The organism is Flavobacterium sp. W20_MBD1_R3 (assembly GCF_052119725.1).
Classification (GTDB): Bacteria; Bacteroidota; Bacteroidia; order Flavobacteriales; family Flavobacteriaceae; genus Flavobacterium.
In genome coordinates this window covers 12,770-33,894 of record NZ_JBGQOR010000002.1, presented here as the reverse complement: position 1 = coordinate 33,894, position 21,125 = coordinate 12,770, and the positions used below count along the sequence as shown (strand labels likewise).

General features: G+C 35.2%; 19 protein-coding genes. 10 read left to right on the top strand and 9 right to left on the bottom strand.

Going from position 1 to position 21,125, the window contains the following annotated elements:
- Positions 1–27: 27 nt before the first annotated feature.
- Complete coding sequence (locus tag ACEN2F_RS03245) at positions 28–360, bottom strand: MerR family transcriptional regulator (protein ID WP_441736012.1); 333 nt, start codon at positions 358–360, stop codon at positions 28–30.
- Between the two features lie 98 nt (positions 361–458).
- Complete coding sequence (locus ACEN2F_RS03240; RefSeq protein WP_441736010.1) at positions 459–1,436, bottom strand: M23 family metallopeptidase; 978 nt, start codon at positions 1,434–1,436, stop codon at positions 459–461.
- A gap of 320 nt (positions 1,437–1,756) precedes the next feature.
- Here ACEN2F_RS03240 and alaS point away from each other — a divergent pair, with 320 nt between their 5' ends.
- From alaS to ACEN2F_RS03215, 5 genes are all read left to right on the top strand, one after another.
- Positions 1,757–4,411 (top strand): alanine--tRNA ligase, encoded by a 2,655-nt coding sequence (gene alaS, locus ACEN2F_RS03235; RefSeq protein WP_441736007.1) that lies wholly within the window; start codon positions 1,757–1,759, stop codon positions 4,409–4,411.
- Between the two features lie 233 nt (positions 4,412–4,644).
- Positions 4,645–5,541: a hypothetical protein gene (locus ACEN2F_RS03230; protein ID WP_441736004.1), complete on the top strand. Its 897-nt coding sequence runs from the start codon at positions 4,645–4,647 to the stop codon at positions 5,539–5,541.
- A gap of 18 nt (positions 5,542–5,559) precedes the next feature.
- Positions 5,560–6,417: a hypothetical protein gene (locus tag ACEN2F_RS03225; RefSeq protein WP_441736002.1), complete on the top strand. Its 858-nt coding sequence runs from the start codon at positions 5,560–5,562 to the stop codon at positions 6,415–6,417.
- A gap of 135 nt (positions 6,418–6,552) precedes the next feature.
- Positions 6,553–7,509 carry a GSCFA domain-containing protein gene (locus ACEN2F_RS03220; protein WP_441736000.1) on the top strand — a complete coding sequence of 319 codons (957 nt, stop codon included), beginning with the start codon at positions 6,553–6,555 and terminating at the stop codon, positions 7,507–7,509.
- A 2-nt stretch (positions 7,510–7,511) separates the two neighbouring features.
- Positions 7,512–8,135 (top strand): DUF4230 domain-containing protein, encoded by a 624-nt coding sequence (locus ACEN2F_RS03215; RefSeq protein WP_441735997.1) that lies wholly within the window; start codon positions 7,512–7,514, stop codon positions 8,133–8,135.
- Positions 8,136–8,194: 59 nt separating this feature from the next.
- On the opposite strand, the gene ACEN2F_RS03210 is transcribed toward ACEN2F_RS03215, so the two are convergent.
- The 6 genes from ACEN2F_RS03210 to ACEN2F_RS03185 form a co-directional block, all read right to left on the bottom strand.
- Entirely contained in the window at positions 8,195–9,952 is a 1,758-nt protein-coding gene (locus ACEN2F_RS03210; protein WP_441735996.1) for an aromatic amino acid hydroxylase, read from the bottom strand.
- A 224-nt stretch (positions 9,953–10,176) separates the two neighbouring features.
- Complete coding sequence (locus tag ACEN2F_RS03205; protein ID WP_441735994.1) at positions 10,177–11,334, bottom strand: esterase-like activity of phytase family protein; 1,158 nt, start codon at positions 11,332–11,334, stop codon at positions 10,177–10,179.
- Positions 11,335–11,354: 20 nt separating this feature from the next.
- On the bottom strand, positions 11,355–11,756 hold the full coding sequence (locus tag ACEN2F_RS03200; RefSeq protein WP_441735992.1) for a group III truncated hemoglobin: 402 nt from the start codon (positions 11,754–11,756) through the stop codon (positions 11,355–11,357).
- A 60-nt stretch (positions 11,757–11,816) separates the two neighbouring features.
- On the bottom strand, positions 11,817–12,353 hold the full coding sequence (locus tag ACEN2F_RS03195) for a DUF4136 domain-containing protein (RefSeq protein WP_441735990.1): 537 nt from the start codon (positions 12,351–12,353) through the stop codon (positions 11,817–11,819).
- 49 nt (positions 12,354–12,402) lie between these two features.
- The gene (locus ACEN2F_RS03190; RefSeq protein ID WP_441735988.1) at positions 12,403–14,385 is read right to left on the bottom strand and encodes a urocanate hydratase; all 1,983 of its coding nucleotides are present in this window, start codon (positions 14,383–14,385) and stop codon (positions 12,403–12,405) included.
- 79 nt (positions 14,386–14,464) lie between these two features.
- Entirely contained in the window at positions 14,465–14,641 is a 177-nt protein-coding gene (locus ACEN2F_RS03185; RefSeq protein WP_441735985.1) for a DUF5522 domain-containing protein, read from the bottom strand.
- 123 nt (positions 14,642–14,764) lie between these two features.
- Between ACEN2F_RS03185 and ACEN2F_RS03180 the strand changes: the two genes are divergently transcribed.
- The 5 genes from ACEN2F_RS03180 to hemL all read left to right on the top strand — a co-directional run bounded on the left by ACEN2F_RS03180 (position 14,765) and on the right by hemL (position 20,537).
- Positions 14,765–15,100: a hypothetical protein gene (locus ACEN2F_RS03180; RefSeq protein ID WP_441735982.1), complete on the top strand. Its 336-nt coding sequence runs from the start codon at positions 14,765–14,767 to the stop codon at positions 15,098–15,100.
- 410 nt (positions 15,101–15,510) lie between these two features.
- Positions 15,511–17,337: a T9SS type A sorting domain-containing protein gene (locus ACEN2F_RS03175; RefSeq protein ID WP_441735979.1), complete on the top strand. Its 1,827-nt coding sequence runs from the start codon at positions 15,511–15,513 to the stop codon at positions 17,335–17,337.
- 88 nt (positions 17,338–17,425) lie between these two features.
- Entirely contained in the window at positions 17,426–18,322 is an 897-nt protein-coding gene (locus tag ACEN2F_RS03170; RefSeq protein ID WP_441735976.1) for a 1-aminocyclopropane-1-carboxylate deaminase/D-cysteine desulfhydrase, read from the top strand.
- Entirely contained in the window at positions 18,315–19,220 is a 906-nt protein-coding gene (locus ACEN2F_RS03165) for a glucosaminidase domain-containing protein (protein WP_441735973.1), read from the top strand. The genes ACEN2F_RS03170 and ACEN2F_RS03165 overlap by 8 nt, the downstream gene beginning before the upstream one ends.
- A 30-nt stretch (positions 19,221–19,250) precedes the next feature.
- Positions 19,251–20,537, top strand: a complete 1,287-nt coding sequence (gene hemL / locus ACEN2F_RS03160) for a glutamate-1-semialdehyde 2,1-aminomutase (protein ID WP_441735971.1) — start codon at positions 19,251–19,253, stop codon at positions 20,535–20,537.
- A 66-nt stretch (positions 20,538–20,603) separates the two neighbouring features.
- Here the strand turns inward: hemL and ACEN2F_RS03155 are convergent, their stop codons facing one another.
- Entirely contained in the window at positions 20,604–21,068 is a 465-nt protein-coding gene (locus ACEN2F_RS03155) for a hypothetical protein (RefSeq protein ID WP_441735968.1), read from the bottom strand.
- Between the last annotated feature and the right edge of the window lie 57 nt (positions 21,069–21,125).

Genomic DNA, 21,125 nt, shown 5'->3' with positions numbered 1-21,125 from the left:
TCTTGCAACTTTATGTGCCATTGCATTTTAAAGTTCGTTTTTAATGTTAGTTAATTGTGTGCGTATCGTTTCTAATTTTCTAATTATTTCAAATTTATCTAAGGTTTTCTTTTGCCCTTCTTTTAAATGGGTTTTGGCTCCCTCTAAGGTGAATCCTCTTTCTTTGACTAAATGATAAATCAATTGTAAATTCGTAATATCCTCGGGTGTAAACATTCGATTTCCCTTAGCATTTTTTTTTGGTTTCAAAATATCAAATTCACTATCCCAAAAACGAATCAGTGATGCATTTACGGCAAAAGCCTTGGCTACTTCGCCAATACTGTAATATCTTTTATCTTTAGAAAGAGCAATGTGCATATCTGTTTTTTCCTTTTTTGTTCAATTGAATGGTCACTGAATACTATTTTTTTCTTTTGTTTAAATAATGCAAACTAAACACTGAATACTATTTTGGACTAATCGAGTGATTGATTTTCTTGGTTTGCTAATTTTGCAATAACAACATACTCCACTGCCGAAATGTTTCCGTAATAAAAATTAAGTGGGTTTACCACTTTGTTATCTTTGTGAACTTCGTAATGCAGATGAGGTGCTTCGGATCTTCCGGTGCTTCCTACGTAACCTATCACATCACCCCGTTTTACCCGTTGTCCAGCTCGTGTTTTGTATTTGCTCAAATGTGCATACAGCGTTTCGTATCCAAATCCATGCCGAATTACAATATGATTTCCATATCCCGAGGCGGTATTGTCTGCTTGTGCAACTATTCCATCGCCGGTTGCATAAATTGGAGTTCCTGTTTTAGCTGTAAAGTCCATTCCTTCATGCATTTTTCTCACTTTTGTAAATGGGTCTGTTCGATAACCAAAACCAGATGCTAATCGTTTTAAATTTTCATTACGTACTGGCTGAATGGCAGGAATGGCTGACAAAAAATCACTTTTAGCAACGGCCAATTTCAAAATAACATCCAATGATTTAGATTGGATTGCAAGTTCCTTGCTAAGAATATCAATCCTTTTTGTGGTATTTGTTACCAATTGGGAATTATCGTACCCTTCTAATATTTGATACCTATCTTTTCCCCTTAACCCTGCTTTGCGTATCGAATCAGGAATTATAGCTTTATTAAAATACACACGGTACAAATTATTATCTCTCTCCTCAATAGCTTCAATTACCGTATTTACCTGATCCATTTTCTTATTTAAAATTGCATAATTCAATCGTAAATTTTCAATTTCACGTGCTTGTAACCTGTCTTTTGGCGTTTCAAAATAAGGAGTGTTTAATAAAATAACAAAACTCAAAAAACCAAATAAGCCTGATGCTAACAAAAACAGGACAATAACACCAAATTTTCTTCTTTTTCGTGTTTTTATTTTCCTGTACGCTAGATTTTCAGAATCGTAATAATATTTTACTTTCGACATATTTTAAAATACCCTATTTTTGCACTTTGTAAAAGGTTAGATTAACAAATTTAAGAAATGTTTCATTTGTTACCTCCTTTTTTTAGGAATAAATAAAATAATGTGCCTATTCCAGCTATTCGTTGCAAGTTCTCGTTCCTACCTCTTTTTTTCTAATGAGCCAGCAGGAGCTTCCTCCGGTCGCTCTGCCATCTCAAGAAAAAGGTGAGGTATAAATCTCGAAGCTTTTCACTTTTATCTGGGGCATAAAATAAATAGTAAAAAGATATAGTTTCTGGGCTAATTAACTTTAAACCTTAAACTTTAAACTAAAATTAATAATGAAATCACAAGACGTACGTAAACAATTTCTGGATTTTTTCGCTTCAAAAGGACATTTGATCGTTCCATCGGCACCAATTGTTCTCAAGGATGATCCAACATTGATGTTCAACAACTCAGGAATGGCGCAGTTTAAAGAATATTTTCTGGGCAACGGAACGCCAAAAAGCACCAGAATAGCCGATACGCAAAAATGTCTTCGTGTTTCAGGAAAACATAATGATTTAGAGGATGTAGGTTTTGATACCTATCACCACACCATGTTTGAAATGTTAGGAAACTGGTCTTTTGGTGATTATTTCAAAAAAGAAGCCATCAACTGGGCATGGGAACTTTTGACAGAAGTGTATAAAATCCCAAAAGAAAATTTATACGTGTCCGTATTTGAAGGAAATCCAAGCGAAAACGTACCATTTGATCAGGAATCTTGGGATATTTGGAGGGAATTGATCGACGAAGACCGAATTATCCTTGGAAACAAGAAAGACAACTTCTGGGAAATGGGAGATCAAGGACCTTGCGGACCCTGTTCAGAAATTCATGTTGACATTCGTTCTGCAGCAGAAAAAGCGTTAGTTTCAGGAAAAAGTTTAGTAAACAATGACCATCCGCAAGTTGTTGAAATCTGGAATAATGTATTTATGGAGTTCAACCGTAAAGCCGATGGATCTCTTGAAAAATTACCTGCAAAACACGTGGATACCGGAATGGGATTTGAGCGCTTGTGTATGGCATTACAAGGAAAAACTTCGAATTATGACACCGATGTTTTTACACCGCTTATTGAAAAAGTAGAGCAAATTACAGGATTAAAATACACTTTAAACGAAGTTTTAAATATTACCGAAGATCAGAATAAAACTAATATTGCTATTCGTGTAGTGGTCGATCACGTTCGTGCGGTAGCTTTTGCTATTGCTGACGGTCAATTACCATCTAACACTGGCGCTGGTTATGTAATTCGTAGAATTTTGCGTCGTGCAATTCGTTACGGATTTACATTCTTGAATATCAAAGAACCTTTCATCAATCAATTGGTTGGTGTTTTAGCAAATCAAATGGGGGAGTTTTTTCCGGAAATCAAATCGCAACAACAATTGGTTACAAATGTAATTCGTGAAGAAGAAGCTTCTTTCTTAAGAACTTTAGACCAAGGTTTACAATTATTAGATAAAGTTATCGAAGAGGAAAAAGCCCTTCCTGCGGAAGGGTTGGGGAGGATTTCAGGAACAAAAGCATTTGAATTATACGATACTTTCGGATTTCCAATTGACTTGACCGCATTAATCCTAAGAGAAAAAGGATTTGAATTGGACGAAGCTGGTTTTAACGCAGCGATGCAAGAACAAAAAAATCGTTCTCGTGCTGCATCAGAAGTTTCTACTGAAGATTGGTCTGTATTGATTCCTGGAAATGTGGAAACATTTGTAGGCTATGATCAATCAGAAAGTGATGTAAAAATTACTCGTATTCGTAAAGTGGATAGTAAAAAGGATGGGGTTTTATATCAAATCGTTTTAGATAATACTCCATTCTATCCTGAAGGTGGTGGACAAGTAGGCGATAAAGGAACATTGGTTTCTGCAAACGAAACGATTGAAATCATTGATACAAAAAAAGAAAATAACCTGATTTTGCATTATGCAAAAAAATTACCGGAAAATGTAAACGCTGGTTTTGTGGCTAAAGTGAATCAGGATTTGAGAAGTTTATCTTCTAGAAATCACTCGGCTACGCATTTGATGCACCAAGCCTTGAGAAGTATTTTAGGAACACATGTAGAACAAAAAGGTTCCTTGGTAAATCCAAACTATTTGCGTTTTGACTTTTCGCATTTTGCTAAAATGACAGAAACTGAATTACAACAAGTGGAAGATTTTGTAAATGCAAGAATCCAGGAACAATTACCACTTATCGAAAGGAGAAATATTCCTTTTGCGCAAGCAGTTCAAGAAGGAGCAATGGCACTTTTTGGAGAAAAATATGGCGATGAGGTTCGTGCGATTAAATTTGGCGAAAGCATTGAATTATGTGGAGGAATTCACGTGAAAAACACCGCTGAAATCTGGCACTTCAAAATCGTTTCTGAGGGAGCGGTTGCTGCAGGAATTCGTCGTATCGAAGCGATTACAAGTGATGCGGTTAAAGCACATTTTGCTTCGTATGAAAACACATTGAATGAAGTGAAAACAGCTTTGAAAAATCCTCAGGATATTCTGAAAGCCGTTTATTCGATGCAAGAAGAAAATACCAAATTAGCGAAACAAATTGAGGCTTTGGTAAAAGATAAAGTCAAAAATTTGAAAGCGAGTTTAGTTGCTGAAATTCAGGAAATAAACGGTGTTCAATTCTTAGCTAAACAAGTCGATTTGAATCCGGAGGGAGCAAAAGATCTGGCTCACGAATTAGGGAAATTAGGGAACAACTTATTTTTGGTTTTGGCTACAGCTGACGATGAAAAACCAATGATAACCTGTTATGTTTCTAAAGAATTAGTGGCGGAGAAAAACCTAAATGCGGGACAGGTAGTTCGTGCATTGGGTAAATTTATCCAAGGTGGCGGCGGGGGACAACCATTTTTTGCAACAGCAGGAGGAAAGAATGTCGCAGGAATTCAACAAGCTTTGGAAAAAGCAGTTGAGTTTGTAAAGTAGAACAAATTTATTTTTATATTGATAAACCCTTTTAAGACTTAAGTTTTAAAAGGGTTTGTTTTTTTGCTAGAAATCTTGTTTTGAGTATTTATCTGGCACTGGGGCACGTTTAAAAAGGAGTAGTTTAACCGAAAAATAAGGATTATAACGATGAATTTGTAGTAGAAATTTCATTAGATTAGGTTTGCAGACTTTTGTGCCAAAAATTAAATGCTAGGAGTGATTGGTTTATTATGAAAAATAAAATAGTGCTACTTTGGGTTTTGTCGGTTTTTGTAATGACACTTTCTTCGTGTTCAAATGATTCTGAAGATAATTCGAAATGGCTAATAAAAGTTGTGGAGACAAATGAGAAAGGCACTTCAGAAACTACTGTATTCACTTATAATGACAATGAGATCGTGAGTATTGATGGGGCTCAGAAACGTACTGCCTTTACATATAGCGATGGTTTAATCACAAAAACTATAACTTTAGATAAAAAAAATCAGCTTTTAGAGACGATTGAATACAGTTATCTAAAAAGTAAATTGTCCGGAATTCAATCTTTAGGTAATTACAGAATCAACTATATTCATAACTCCGACAACACGGTGTCTTATGAAAGATTCACGATTATTTCAGCGAACCAGCAAGTAAAAGAATTTCACGGAACATTGTATTTTGAAAATGAAAATTTAATTAAAGACGATAGAATATTAGATAAGGCTAACCCGGGTGTTATTGCGAATTACAGCGTAAGTTATGATTATGATCTCAAGAAAAAACCATTGTTTCACATTAAGGGTTTCAAAGAATTATTAAATCAAAACGAAAAAATTTCACTGAATAATAATATAATTAGTACCGTGATTACAAGTGTTTCAAAAGATGTCCACATAGCATCGTCAGCTATTTTATATAAAAGCTCTTATACATACGATTTAGATAATTACCCTACGGAACGGGTTTCAGAAACAGCAATTTTTGATGATGGAAATGTTGGTTATTTGAAAACAGAATACTGGTGTTATTGTAACAAATATTTACTTATAAAACACGATGTAAATCAAAACTCAAATATCTTAGGAACAGGATATTTGAGTTTTTTTATGCAATTAATAGTGTTAAATTGTTTTTTTATCAGTTAATTTATTAAAAATTATAAAATGAAAATAATAAATTTAATTTTAGGTGTTTTGATGTTAGTTTTATCATCTTGTTCAAGCGATAGTGGTGAAACTGATACACCTGCAACTCCATCAGCTGTGCTCGTTAAAAAAATTATTGAATTAGATAAGGATGGAAAAGAAATCAGCACGACTGATTTTGTTTATAATGGAAATAAAATTGTTAGTGAAGTTACTGCAAAAAAAGATTTTTCGGTAGTCGGAAATATAGGCTTTTTGTATCAATACAAAACTGAATACACCTACAGTGGTAATTTAATTACCAGTATAAAAGTAAAAAATATTTTTGGTAATCAAGATAAGCTTGTTCTTAAAACAGATTTTTTGTACAACAGTAACGAAGAGTTAATTTCTTCGACCAGAGAACAATATTTTGATACGTTTAAAGGTATTTTGAGATTGGTTTATAATAAACTAGATGCTAATACGGTTAGTTGTAAAATGTATTCCAGTGATTCTAGAGATAATATAGAAACTCAAATATGGGAAGGTAAATTTTCTTTTGATACAAATAAAAATCTTGTTAAATCAGAGTCTTTGGATGCTAATTCTCTTTTTGGCAGTTTTGAGTACGATATAAAATCGAACCCCAAGAAAGATGTTTTAGGTTTAAATAAAATTATGTTTCAAGAGATTGCTCCTCTTTATAATGCTTCCACATTACGATACCATTTGAATAGGTTTAATAACATTCTGAAATCTAACATTTCAGGCTCTTTCTTTAGATACAATCAATATACTTATAGTGCTAATGGATATCCAAGTGAGATGAAAGAGTTTTATATTTATAATGGAAATAATATCCATGATGTAACTTTTCAATACTTTTACGAATAAGCATTTAAGATTATAGGTTTAAGAAACCCTTTCAGAATTTTATACGCTGAAAGGATTTTTTAATGGTGATGAAAAAATCACTAAACTTCATTTAATTCGCTAAAATTATTGAAATTTGCAGTAAATACAAAGGCAATGCAATTCAGAACTCTAATTCCCATTCTTAAAACTACTTATCCAATAGATTATAATTCGAAAATTATGTCTTTAGGTTCCTGTTTTGCGGTAAATATGGCGGAGAAACTGGACTATTTTAAATTTCAAAATAGTTGTAATCCAGTTGGAATTTTATTTCATCCGTTGGCAATTGAAAAATTGATAGATTTCGTTGTTTCCGGAAAGCAATTTACAGAAAACGATATTTTTTTTCACAATGAGCGTTGGCATTGTTTTGATGTACATTCAGATTTGAGTACTTCAAGTAATGAGGAATTATTAGCGTCATTAAACGCAATAATAAAATCAACAAACCAACAAATAACTGAAGTAACACATTTAGTCATCACTTACGGAACTTCATGGGTGTATCGAAATATAGAAAGTGATTCTATTGTGGCCAATTGCCATAAAGTGCCACAAAAACAGTTCAAGAAAGAATTACTTTCTGTTGAAGAAATAGAAAAAAGTATCTCAAATACAATAAAATTAATCCACTCTATAAATCCTAGTTGCAACATTATCTTCACGGTTTCGCCGGTGCGTCACATCAAAGACGGTTTTATTGAAAATCAATGGAGCAAATCTAACGCGATTTCGGCTATTCACAGGGTTTTGAGCGCTGAACACTGCAAACTGAAGACTGAGTACTTTCCTTCTTACGAAATTATGATGGATGAACTTAGGGATTATCGTTTTTATGCAGAAGATATGTTACATCCCAATCAAGTGGCAATCAATTATATTTGGAAACGTTTTAAGGAGACTACCATTTCTGAAACTGCTTTTGCTACGATGGATGAGGTAGAGGTCGTTCAGAAGAGCCTTTCGCACAAACCTTTTAACCCAAATTCTGAAAGTCACTTAAAATTTACCTCCAATCTCAGAAAAAAAATTGGTACATTAGAATCACAATATTCATTCATGAAATTTTAATTATGCTTAGAAAAATACTTATTGGAATAGGAGTTATTGGTGGAATATTTTTATTGTTCAAGTTTTGTGATTTCAAAAAGAATGATGAAGATGATGATATTCAATACAACACGAATCTCATACAACAACAAATTTTAAATGTTGGAAAATTAGTGGTTACAGAAGGTCATTTCTCTGAAGTGATTACTTATAAAAATCAGCAAAAGTACTTAATGGATATGCTATCTTTTGAGAAAAAAGCGCTGATTGTTGTCAATGCCGATGTGACGGTCGCATACGATTTGCATAAAATGAAATACGATATTGATGAAATAAACAAAACCATTACGATTGTAAGTATTCCAAAAGAAGAAATAAAAATCAGCCCTGATATTCAATTTTATGATGTCGAGCAAAGCAAATTAAATCCGTTTACGGGAGATGACTACAATAGAATCAACAAATCCGTAAAGTCAAATTTAGCTAAAAAAATAGAAAAGTCATCCCTTAAGACGAATGCTCAAAATCGCTTGATAAGTGAATTATCTAAAATATTAATTTTGACCAATACTATGGGTTGGAAGTTACAATATGAAGGAAAAGTAATCGAAAGCGAGAAAGATTTTAGAAAGCAAATAAAACTTTAATAAAATTTTCAAACACGAATTTTCACAAATTAATTAGTGAAAATTCGTGTTGTATTTTTTTACGCTTTCTCCTTATCAAAAATCAAATCCAAACCACCTGCAATCAAATGCGCTACTTCGGGTCTGATGGTTTTCAAGTGATCCAGATAAACCAAAGTTTCCTGTAGCAATTGTGGTTCGTTTCTGTCCTTCAAAAGTTCTGTAATTTCAACAGTTGCCAACCAATCTTTTGGATGATTAGTTTGTAAATTTTTGAATATGGGTTCCAAGGATGTTTCTGTATCTTTAGTTTTTCTTATGTTTCGAATCGTTTGGTATAAAACCTCTAGATTTGTGCGTTCAACTGTTTGTTCCACTTTGATTGTTTTGCTGGAGGGAAGATGCGAAATCAAATCAAAACTATTCACATCAGCAGGACCTGAAAACGCCGAAATTACTTTTTTACCCACAGCCATATCGTAAATGCCCCATTCTGGTTGAAACAAAATTGTTTCTCCGTGTGTTACGGTACAGTTTTTCAAACGAATCAAAATAATTTCGCCTTGTAGGTTTCTGGACCCGGTTATAATTGTGCCTGCGACAGTAATTCCGCCTTCAAACTCCAGTTTGACTTTTTTAGATTCCAATATATCGTAGGCATTCAAGTCTTTTGGACTCATATCTTCGATCGCTAGATTGATTCCTGACAGTTTTCCAATGGGGCTGCCAAAACCTTTCGCATGTGCAGCAGTTCCATGACCAACCAGTTCTTTTTCGCGTGAAGCTAAAGCCGTTTTTCCTATGGTTTGTATATAAATTGGTTTGCCTTCGTTTGCAATTACGGAACTGAAAACACCTGAAATTTGTAAACCCGTACTCAATTCAATAGTTCCCAGAGCATTTGAGTCTATCAATTTTTCTATTCCGGATAAGCCTCCGGTTCTTAGTGCCATTTTATTAGCAAATTCCTCTAAAACCAAATTTAAATAGGCAAATGTTGGTGTGACATAGAGTTGTGGTTGGAGCTTGGTAATATCAAAATTTTGATTAGCTGCTGATAAGTCGTAGGCGATTTTCTTGACCTCGTTTGTCATGCAATGTGCGCTTTCGCCAATGGAAGACAACAAGCCGGCACCGTAAATTTTAGGGTTTTCTACCGTTCCAATTAGTCCGTATTCCACAGTCCACCAATGCAGGTTTCTGATTTGTGCCATTTCTGATAATTCGCCCATATTATTCTGTAAATCTTCCACCGCTTTTTCTGCAGCATCAATAACAGCTTGTGGTGTTCCTTCGGCTTCTTTTACAATCGAAAGTAGTCGGATGGCCTCATACATTTCGTAATCTTTATGCGAAGAAATTGCTTTACAACCTATTTCTCCAAAACGGCGCAGGTATTCCGCATATTCAGGATTGGCAATAATGGGCGCGTGACCAGCACCTTCATGTATAATATCTGGTGCAGGCGTATATTCTATATGTTCGAGTTGGCGAATGTCAGATGCAATTACAAGCACATTATAGGCTTGAAATTCCATAAAAGCGTTAGGTGGAATAAATCCGTCAACCGCAACCGCTGCCCAGCCTATTTCGGTCAAAATACGGTTCATACCATACATACTAGGAATATTGTCAATCTCGATTCCTGTTTTTTTCAATCCTTCCAAGTAGGAACTGTGAGCTATTTTTGATAAATAAGCTACATTTTTGCGCATCACATAACGCCAAACTGCTTGATTTATGGGCGTGTAATCGCTATAATCCTGAGGTTTAATGAATTGTTTTAAGTGCTTTGGCAATCGGTCTAATAACGGATTGCTTTCTATAGTTGAGTTCATATCGAAAACGTTGTAGTTCTACTGCAAAAGTACGAATTTCAGGAGCGATTTCCCGCTTTTCATTGCAAGTTTTTGCAAACCCGTTTGTTTTTCTAACGTTCATAAAAGAGCTTCCTTTGGTCGCTTTTTATAAATAAGAAAAATAAAAACGGCTTTCGCAAAAAGCTTTTCATTGCAATCGGGGCTAGGGGAGTTGGGTATTGAAAGATATTTTTTTGGATTTACTACTTCACTAACTCAAACACCAAAACCTGTGTTTTCTGTTTATCAGAAAAATTATTATCCGAAACAAAAATAATGGATGGATTGCCATTTACCAATTTCGGTCCAAAAGTAAGTCCTTCAATATTATCAATGAAAATCCCCAAATCATCCATGTTTAGAATCAGTTTTTTAGAAGCCAATTCCAGTTTTTGATTTTGCAATGAGTTGTAATTTTTTACATTCGTTGCCTTTTTCAAATCACACAAAAACACTTTTACCGTGCAGGCTTGCGTTCCGGTCGAGTAGGAGCGTTCGATTACCAATAACTGATTTTTACCATAATACTGAATTGCCGAAACGCCATTTACAGCAAAAGCTCCTTTAGGATTGGGTTCACGAGCAATAGGTTCTAGTTGATAACCGTACTGAGCGATGTTCTTTTTTGTTTTGGTATCAAATTGATATAATCGGATTAAACCTCCCTTGCTGGTATTGGCCTGGTCGCCATCTTCAAATAAAGGTTCTTCAATGTTGGAGTAAATATTCTTGTAGTCTTTATCAAAAGTTATTCCTTCTAAAGTGCCGTTGTTTCTCGGACCTTTTTCTTGTTGCTGCATTTTTAAATTTTCAGGAAGTGTAACATTTCCAAGAAAATTACCTTTTAAATCCATGAAATTTAACGAAGGATTCTGTAAAACTTCTTTCTGTGCAGTTATTACTCGTGCACCTTCGCTACTCCACATTAAAGTATTTGTTTTTGGATTGAATCGGATGTCTTCCGGGTCTGCCGAAGTAGATGGCATGGTGTTCCAATTTTCATACGCTTTTCCGGTTTCATCTTTCAAATAAGTTACGTTTTGAAAAGCAAAACTTTTTATCTTGTCTTCAGACAAATTAATTTTTGCGGTATAAAATCTGGAATCGTTAAACATCGATCTATCGTCACTGATTAAATAGTACAAATCGTTTTTTGCATCATAATCTATTCCGGATAAACCACCCACTTTTGTGTTCTGGACTGTTTCATCAAAAGGAATTTCAATCGAACTGATTAGCTTTAAACTTGGCGTTGCCTTGTTCTCAGCGGTTTGTTTTAAATTGGAACAAGAAAATAGAAAAGCTGGAAATACTGCAAGAAATAATAATTTACGCATAAAGGAATGGGTTGCTGTTTGCAAAAAGGAACAGATTTTAAAAATTATGAATTGTTCGTTTGGTTTTTTTCAAGATTGCGAAAATAGTCAATTTTGTAATTAAACATTTCAGCCATGTTTTTAGCGCGTAGTTTGGCTTCTTCGGCTAATGGACCAACGAATAAAGTATTGGTAGTTTCCGTAAAAATTTCCATCCAGCGGTCAAAATGTTCTTTGGCAACCGGTAATTGTTTGTGAGGAGGAAATGGACTTCCGGAATACGAATGTACTTCGAGTAAAATAGTCTGCCAAAAACGGTACATTTTTTCCAGATGTTCCGGCCAGCGATCGCCTATTTTTTCGTTGAATATAGGTCCAATAAATTCGTCTTTTTGAACTTTGGAATAAAAAGTATCTACCAGTAATTTGATATCTTCGAGCGTAGTAATGTCTGTTTGTATTGCCATGATTGGGTATAAAAAAAGCCTACGCAAAGGTAGGCTTTTATGTTGAAAGGCAATCGGAAACTATTTTGCTTTAGGCGGGAATTGCTCTAAAATTTTGGCTACAAATTCGTTGATTTGTTTTTCTTTTTCACTACGTGTTTCTGTCAAATAACCAACTCCTTCGCCTTGCCAAACCAATTCTTTTTTCTTGGCATCAATTAAATCAATATACAAAGTCCCTTCGGTTGATGAAGAAACAAAACTGCTGCGACCTCCCCACAAGTAAGGATTCCATCCCCAACCCCATCCATAACCCCAACCGGCGTTGTATTGGTTTACGTCTATTCGTTCTCTTTCTTTGGTAAGTATATTAATCAGTAAATCCGGATTTTCACTTTTGGTCATTCCTTTACGGCTTAGTTCTTTATCTATAGCATTAAGAATTCTTTTCTTATCTAATTCTGATATTTCTACTTTATCAATACCTCGTTTGTGAAAAGCATAGGTTTTGTATTGGCTGAAATCAACTTTGTTGTCAAAATCAGAATATACTCTTACGGAACTGCAAGAGGCAAATACTAAAAGTAGAAATGCGGGGAGGAGTTTCATTGCTTTCATGGTCAGTTTTTTTGATTACTAAATGTCTACTAAAGATACGTTCAAATTTTTAAAAATCCAACAAATTGTCGGCAACTATATTAGGGATGGTTACTTTCAATAAAGGTTGTGTCTCCATCGCTCTTTTTATGGCAAATAAGGCACCCTCATTTCTGGCCCAGCTTCTTCTCGAAATTCCGTTGTTCACATCCCAGAAAAGCATTGCTGCTAAGCGTCTTGAGGCTTCTTTGGAACCATCAAGAACCATACCAAAACCGCCGTTAATTACCTCTCCCCAGCCTACGCCACCGCCATTGTGAATGGATACCCAAGTGGCACCTCGAAAGCTGTCTCCAATTACGTTTTGTATTGCCATATCAGCTGTAAATCTTGAGCCGTCATAGATATTTGAAGTTTCCCTGTACGGAGAATCCGTGCCGGAAACATCGTGGTGATCGCGACCCAAAATGATAGTCCCTATTTCGCCTTTGGCAATAGCCTGATTAAATGCTTCAGCAATTTTCACACGCCCTTCGGCATCCGCATATAAGATCCGGGCTTGAGAACCCACCACCAGTTTGTTTTCCTCAGCGCCTTTTATCCAATGAATGTTATCCTGCATTTGCTGCTGAATTTCTTCGGGAGCAGTTTTTGCCATTTCTTCCAAGACTAGGCAGGCGATTGCATCTGTTTTGGCTAAATCTTCCGGTTTCCCCGAAGCACAAACCCATCGGAAAGGGCCAAAACCATAATCAAAACACATGGGTCCCATGATATCCTGTACATAACTAGGATATCTGAAATCGATCTGATTCTCCGCCATGACATCAGCACCGGCTCGGGAAGCCTCCAGTAAGAAAGCATTTCCATAATCAAAGAAATATGTTCCTTTGGCAGTATGTTTATTGATAGCAGTGGTGTGTCTGCGTAATGTTTCCTGTACTTTTATTTTGAATACATCAGGATCAGTAGCCATCATTTTATTTGCTTCTTCGAAGGAAATATCAGCAGGATAATAACCGCCCGCCCAAGGATTATGCAAGGAAGTTTGATCGGATCCCAAATCAATATGAATATGTTCCTGATCAAATTTTTCCCAAACGTCTACTACATTTCCAAGATATCCGATGGAAACAATTTCATTATTGGCTTGCGCCAAAGTGACTCTTTGTACCAATTTATCTACATTATCAATGACTTCATTGATCCAACCCTGGCTGTGGCGAATGTGCGTTATTTTTGGGTTTACTTCGGCACAAACGGTGATGCAACCAGCAATATTTCCGGCTTTAGGTTGCGCTCCAGACATTCCGCCCAAACCGGAAGTGACAAATAAGCCGCCTTTTGGACTGCGTTTTATTTTACGAAAACCATTCAGAACGGTTATGGTTGTCCCATGTACAATTCCTTGCGGACCAATATACATGTAACTTCCTGCCGTCATTTGTCCGTATTGAGAAACGCCCAATGCATTCATTTTTTCCCAATCGTCCGGTTTAGAATAATTAGGAATTACCATTCCGTTTGTCACGACAACTCGTGGAGCTTCTTTGTGCGAAGGGAATAATCCCATTGGGTGACCGGAATACATGGTCAAGGTTTGCTCATCAGTCATTTCCGATAAATATTGCATCGTCAATAAATACTGTGCCCAGTTTTGAAAAACGGCTCCATTCCCGCCATAGGTAATCAATTCATGCGGATGTTGTGCTACGGCGTAATCCAGATTGTTTTGAATCATCAGCATAATTGCTTTGGCCTGTTCGCATTTTCCAGGATATTCAGCAATTGGTCGTGCATACATTTTATAATCCGGACGCAAACGGTACATGTAAATACGGCCGTAGGTTTCCAATTCTTGCAAAAATTCTTTGATTAATTCAGTGTGATGTTGCGGTTCAAAATAACGTAAGGCATTGCGCAACGCCAGTTTTTTTTCTGCTGTCGAAAGGATTTCTTTACGCTTTGGTGCGTGATTGATGTCTGTTTCGTATGGTTTTGGTTTTGGTAAAACCACTGGAATTCCTTGTTGTATTTGTTCTTGGAAGGTCATTTGTTAGGTGTGTATTTTATTATGGTAAATGTGTTTTTGAATCAGTTAATTAAACTGAAGAACTGCGACTGAACACTGTTTACTTTTTATTTGTTCCTGTTTTTTTATCAAAACCGTACGGACAATGGCGACAACCACTTTTACAGCAATAACCCCTTTTTAAATGGTATTTTTCAGTAAAACATTTGTAGCCTTCAGGCGTGTAGTAGAAATCTTCGCCTTCTGTCAATTTATTTTCATTACTTTGGTCAATCATATTTGGGAATGTTCTATCGTAAAATTCAGATGGTTTTATGATTCAGCAAAGTCAACTCAAACCGTTGATTTTGTCATTAAATACAACCATTTTATCAATACAAATTTATAAATTTTATAGCGAATGTTTCTGATTGTTGCTAAATATTTAATTCCCAAAGGATTTCGCGGTTTAACAGTATTTCCATTTGTTTTTGTAAAATACCCGGAAGACAAACAAAATATAATTTTAGTCAATCACGAAAGAATCCATCTTCGTCAACAGCTTGAATTATTAATACTTCCTTTTTTTATGTGGTATTTAGTAGAATATCTTGTTCGGTTAGTTCAGTATCGTAATGCAAATTTGGCCTACAGAAACATCAGTTTTGAAAGAGAAGCTTATGGTAAGGAAAATGACTTCGAACATTTGAAAAACAGGTCTTTTTTAGATTTTTTGAAATACTTGTATAAAAAATAATTTTGACTACTTTCTGAATTTTTATTTAAGATTTTTGCATTCAAATGCTCTACTTTAAACCAGCATGGTATACTGAAAGCAACCTTTTATTTGAAAATTTTATCGGTAATCATTTTTGTAAAACCATCGATTTGTGTTTTTATTTTTTTGAAAGAAATAGATTATTTAAAATTAAAAAAGATGTATTTAATCGATTATTTATACTTTTTATCGATTTTTATATTGATACCTATGTTGTTTTTTTTGTAACTTTATATGAAAATAGATAAGATTGGATTTAAGGGTGGCAAAAACCTTGATTTTAAATATTTTTATTCTGCAGAAAGTATTCTTCTTTGTTCTTTTAAGATAGTAAGCACGAATTTCATTTTAAAACAAATAGTTTAGAAATCAATTTAATATATATGCTTATGAACTCAAATATACTAAAACAGGTCGTGGTAGTTATTGCTGTGATTTTTTTGCAAAACAATTTAAATGCTCAAATGTATGTTGGTCCTTCGAGTTATGTTTTTGCGAATAATGAAGTTGTTTACATAGAACATGAATTAGAATTGAACGCTGCCAACAGTAATTTCTATTTGAGGGAAAACGGACAGTTAATACAAGGGGCAACTTCAACGGGGACAAATAAAGGGTCGGGTAGTTTGTCTGTTTTTCAGGAGGGAACAACTAATAATTTTCAATATGACTATTGGTGTTCGCCGGTAGGCGGATTTATTGATGCTGTAGGGAATTCCCCTTTTGGAATAACTCAGCTCAAGGATGTTGATGGTTTAATTGCTTTTAAAGAACCGTCAATTTTGTCAATGAATAATTATAATGGTATGGCAAGTCCTTTAGCGATCGCGCCATTTTGGATCAATAAATTAATAGCCTCTTCAGAATATTCTAATTGGGTTCAAGTAGGATCTAGTGCCAGTTTGAACGCAGGGGAAGGTTTTACAATGAAAGGAACATCAGGGACAAATGGATTTACTGTAAACGGCGTTCAAAATAATCCGGGAAGTCAACAGCGCTATGATTTTAGAGGAAAACCAAATGACGGAACGATTGCAATACCTGTTGCAGTTGAGCAATTTACATTGACTGGAAATCCGTACCCATCCGCAATTGATTTATCAGCTTTTTTACTGGCTGAAACAAACTGTACCGGAATCGCCTATTTTTGGGAACAAGATGCGACAGTGAATTCACATTATATAGCGGATTATAAAGGAGGTTATGGTGCCTTTTCTCCAGGTGATTTAGGAAGTACGGGAATTTATGTGCCAGCTACTTTTTATTCGTATGACGGTTCTGGAAATGAAGGGACTGCCGGAGTAACAGGAGGAGATTATCAGCGACGTTTTTCTCCAATTGGACAAGGTTTTTTGATTGATGGCTTAGCAAACGGTTTTGTTGAGATGAAAAACAGCTACAGAAGATTTGTTAAAGAAATAGCAAGTAATGAGGCTATTCAAAGAACAATGGGTGTTTCTAAAACAAAAAATAATACAGAACGTAAGACTTCAATAGAGTCCAGATTAGATCCAGCAACGGATAGTTTAGTAATTACTCCGCAAATCCGATTTAATACATTGATGAACAATCAAGGTGTACGTCAATTGGCTTTGGCATTAATTCCTGAAGCTACTGATGGTATTGATCGGGCTATGGATGCCATGTCTTCTAGTGACAGTACTCCGGCAGATATTTATTTTGTCTTGGAAGATTCTGAGTTTGTTATAAGTGCAATTCGTTTTGACAGGGATAAAAAAATTCCTATAGGTTTTAAAAATGACAAACCAGCCAGTTATAAAATTACGGTGAAAGAAATTTTGAATTTCACAGAGGCTGAAACTATTTATTTGCATGACAAAGAAGCGGATAGTTATTTTGATATCAAAAATAATTTTCATGAATTGTCATTGCCAGCCGGTGTCAACAACACCCAGTTTGAAATTACATTTAAAAATAATTCTAGTTTAGGAGTTGATGAGGAAGCACGTGAAAATTTTGTGATTTATCAAAATAATGCAGCTAAGAAACTAAAAATCAATAATCCATTGCTGTTGGATCTTTCTACTTGTGGTTTATACGATGTCGCCGGAAAATTAATTTTCAGTAAAGAAAATTTAGAAACAAGTGCAAACTATGAGTTTTCTACTGTAGGACTTCGTGATGGAATTTACATCGTAAAATTGGTTACAAAAGATAAAATAGAGGTTGGACATAAAATTATCGTTAAAAACTAATACAACCTGAAAAGGATAAAAAAATGCAATCTCTAAAGGTTGCATTTTTTTATATATAAACTTTATCTTTGTCCCAAAACCATTTCGATTGAATCAACAGCTACCACTATTATTTCCAAACGCTATTTCTTTGACTATCAAAAGAGAGGATTTGATTCATCCTTTTGTTTCCGGAAATAAATTCAGAAAACTGAAATACAATCTGTTGCAAGCTGAAACGCAGCAGTACAAAACACTGCTGACTTTTGGTGGTGCCTTTTCGAATCATATTGCAGCAGTAGCTTATGCAGGAAAAGAAAAGGGATTTAAAACCATCGGGATAATTCGTGGCGATGAATTAGGGAGTAAAATATCGGAGAATCCTACGTTGTCATTTGCTGAAAATTGCGGAATGCAATTGGAATTTATATCTCGGGAAGAATATCGATTGAAAAGTGAATTGTCTTTTATCGAAAATTTAAAAGCAAAATTTGGCGATTTTTATTTGATACCGGAAGGCGGGACAAATGCGCTAGCAATCAAAGGGTGTCAAGAAATTCTAACTCCGGAAGATGCTGAATTTGATTATATTTGTTGCTCAATAGGAACTGGAGGAACTATTTCCGGAATTATAAACAGCGCTTTGCCGCATCAAAAAGTTTTAGGATTTCCGGCTTTAAAAGGTGATTTTTTGAAAGAGGAAATTCGTAGTTTTGTCAATAAGGAGAATTGGGAACTATTAACGGACTATCATTTTGGAGGCTACGGAAAAGTAAATGAAGTATTAATCGGATTTATAAACTCTTTTTACCAAAAAAATAAAATTCCTTTGGACCCTATTTATACTGGAAAGATGGTTTTTGGCGTTATTGATTTAATACAAAAAAATTTTTTTCCCGCTCAATCAAAAATTTTACTAATTCATACGGGTGGAATTCAGGGAATTCAGGGAATGAATATGAAACTGCGAAACAAAAAATTACCAATAATTGAGATCAATGATTAAAAAAATCCTACTGCTATTCATACTAATAACCTTGGTAAGTTGTAATGCCACTAAACCAGTTATTGTAACTACAAAAAAAGCGCCTTCAAAATCAAAAGTTACTTCGACCACTAAAAAAGGGTATGGAAAAAAAACTAAAACAGTTAGGCCTGTCACTGAAAAATCAGCAGGGAAAGAACACAACAATGGTAAAACGGAAGTTATCGTTTCAACTTCAAGAACAGCTGTCACCAATGATGTGATTACAACTTATATCTATCAATTTAAGGATATTGCAATGGGAAACATGAGAAATTATGGTATTCCGGCAAGTATTATTTTAGCTCAGGCAATTTTAGAATCAGGAGCCGGAAGAGGTGATTTAGCAAAAGACGCAAACAATCATTTTGGCATAAAATGCCATGTTGGCTGGACAGGAGAAAGTGTGAAACACGATGATGATTCAGCGCAGGAATGCTTTAGGAAATATGATAATCCTTCGGAGTCATTCAAAGATCACGCTTTGTTCCTAACGGGAAGAAGCAGGTATGCTAAGCTCTTCGGATTTTCAAAAGGCGATTATAAAGCGTGGGCAAAAGGCCTAAGAGCAGCAGGATATGCAACAGACCCGAAATATCCGGATAAATTAATTTCTTATATTGAGCGCTACAATTTGGATCAATATGACAATCAGGTTTTAGATGTCAATTATGTTTCGAATGAAAAACAACTGGTGGAGGAATTAACAATTGAATCCAGAACTATAGTCAGTAATAGCCTGGCTTCTTATGTCGTTCAAAAAGGCGATACGCTGTATTCTATTTCGAAAAAATTCGAATTAAGGATTGAAGATCTAAAACAAAAAAACAATCTTTCGGACAATACACTTTCGATTGGACAAAGGTTAGTAGTAAACTAAATAAAAATAACGATAACTCATAATTCATAAATGTTATATAAAAGAAGTAGTCAGCTTTTTGCTGAGGCAGAAAAAGTAATTCCAGGAGGCGTGAATTCGCCGGTAAGAGCATTTAAAGCAGTAGGCGGAACGCCAATTTTTGTAAAAAGTGCCAAAGGGGCTTATTTGTACGATGAAGACGGAAACCGGTTAATTGATTATATCAATTCTTGGGGACCAATGATTTTAGGACACGCTTACGAACCAGTTGTACAAGCCGTGATTGAGAAAGCAAAGCTAGGAACCTCGTTTGGAATGCCAACAGAATTGGAAACCCAAATTGCAGCTTTAGCTGTTGCGATGGTTCCAAATATCGATAAAATTAGATTTGTAAATTCCGGTACCGAAGCCTGTATGAGTGCAGTCAGGCTTGCTCGTGGATTTGCCAAAAAAGATAAAATAATCAAGTTTGCAGGTTGTTATCACGGTCACTCGGATTCTTTTTTAATCCAAGCAGGAAGTGGAGCAATCACTTTTGGTTCGCCAAATAGTCCGGGAGTTACTGCAGGAACGGCCAAAGATACTTTGCTGGCAACATACAACGATTTAGAAAATGTAGCGGCTTTAATTGAAGCGAATAAAAATGAAATTGCAGCGATAATAGTTGAACCAGTTGCAGGGAATATGGGTTGTATTCCGCCAAACAAAGGCTTTCTAGAGGGCTTACGCCAAATGTGTACTGACAACGATATTCTATTAATCTTTGATGAGGTTATGACAGGATTCAGGTTAGCTGCAGGTGGAGTTCAAGAATTACTAAATGTAAATGCTGATATCGTTTGCTTCGGAAAAGTAATTGGTGGAGGATTGCCTGTTGGCGCTTTTGCTGCCCGTGCAGAAATCATGGATTATTTGGCTCCGCTAGGCCCTGTTTATCAAGCAGGAACATTATCTGGAAATCCATTGGCAATGGCTGCAGGATTAGCCATGTTGCAAGCTTTAGATAGTGATCGTGCTATTTTTAAAAGACTAGAAGACAAAACAGCGTATTTGGCTGCAGGCATTGACAAAGTGCTGAAAGCAAATAACGTTACGTTTACAATAAACACTATTGGCTCAATGATTTCGATTCACTTTGACGCTGCCCGTGTGGTTGATTTTCAAACGGCTGCAAACGGTGATAACGAAACATTCAGGAAATTCTTCCACGGATTATTGCAGGAGGGAATTTATATTGCGCCTTCCGCTTATGAAACATGGTTTATTACTGATGCTTTAACCTATGAGGATTTGGATTTTACCATCCGAGCCATAGATAAAATATCGAAAACATTTTAAATGAAAAAAGCCCCAAAAATTTGGGGCTTTTTTGTGAAATAAGATGAAATATTTCAGGTGGATGGATTATTTTTTATCTCCCATTTTTGCTATTTTTCTATCTTTATGATGCATCATTCTTTTTTTCATTCCGTTGTGTCTTTTTCCTTTCATGTCATCCCATTTTTTATACTGATCCGCTGAAAGAATTTTTTTCATTTTCCCTTTCATCATAATTTGATCGTCTAACATTTGGCTTTTTTTGGCAAAAAGTTCATCAGAAGTAAGTTGTTTTTTAGCAGAATCTTTAGTCGCTTTTCTCTCCGCTATTCTAGCTTCTCTTTTTGTACTTTGTTCAGCGATAAGTGTACTCATTTCTTTTTGTTGAGAAGCATTCAAATCTAATTCTAAAGTCATTTTTTTTAGATGCAATTGATTCCTTTGTTCTAAAGTCATTTGCTCCATTTGAACTCTTTCTGATTTTGCTTTTCTTTCTTGTGCAAAGCTTGTCATTCCGACAACCAATAATGCTACGATAAATAATTTTTTCATTTTGAGTGTTTTAAGTTTTATCGACATAAGACCATGTTTTTATTTAAAAGTTTAATC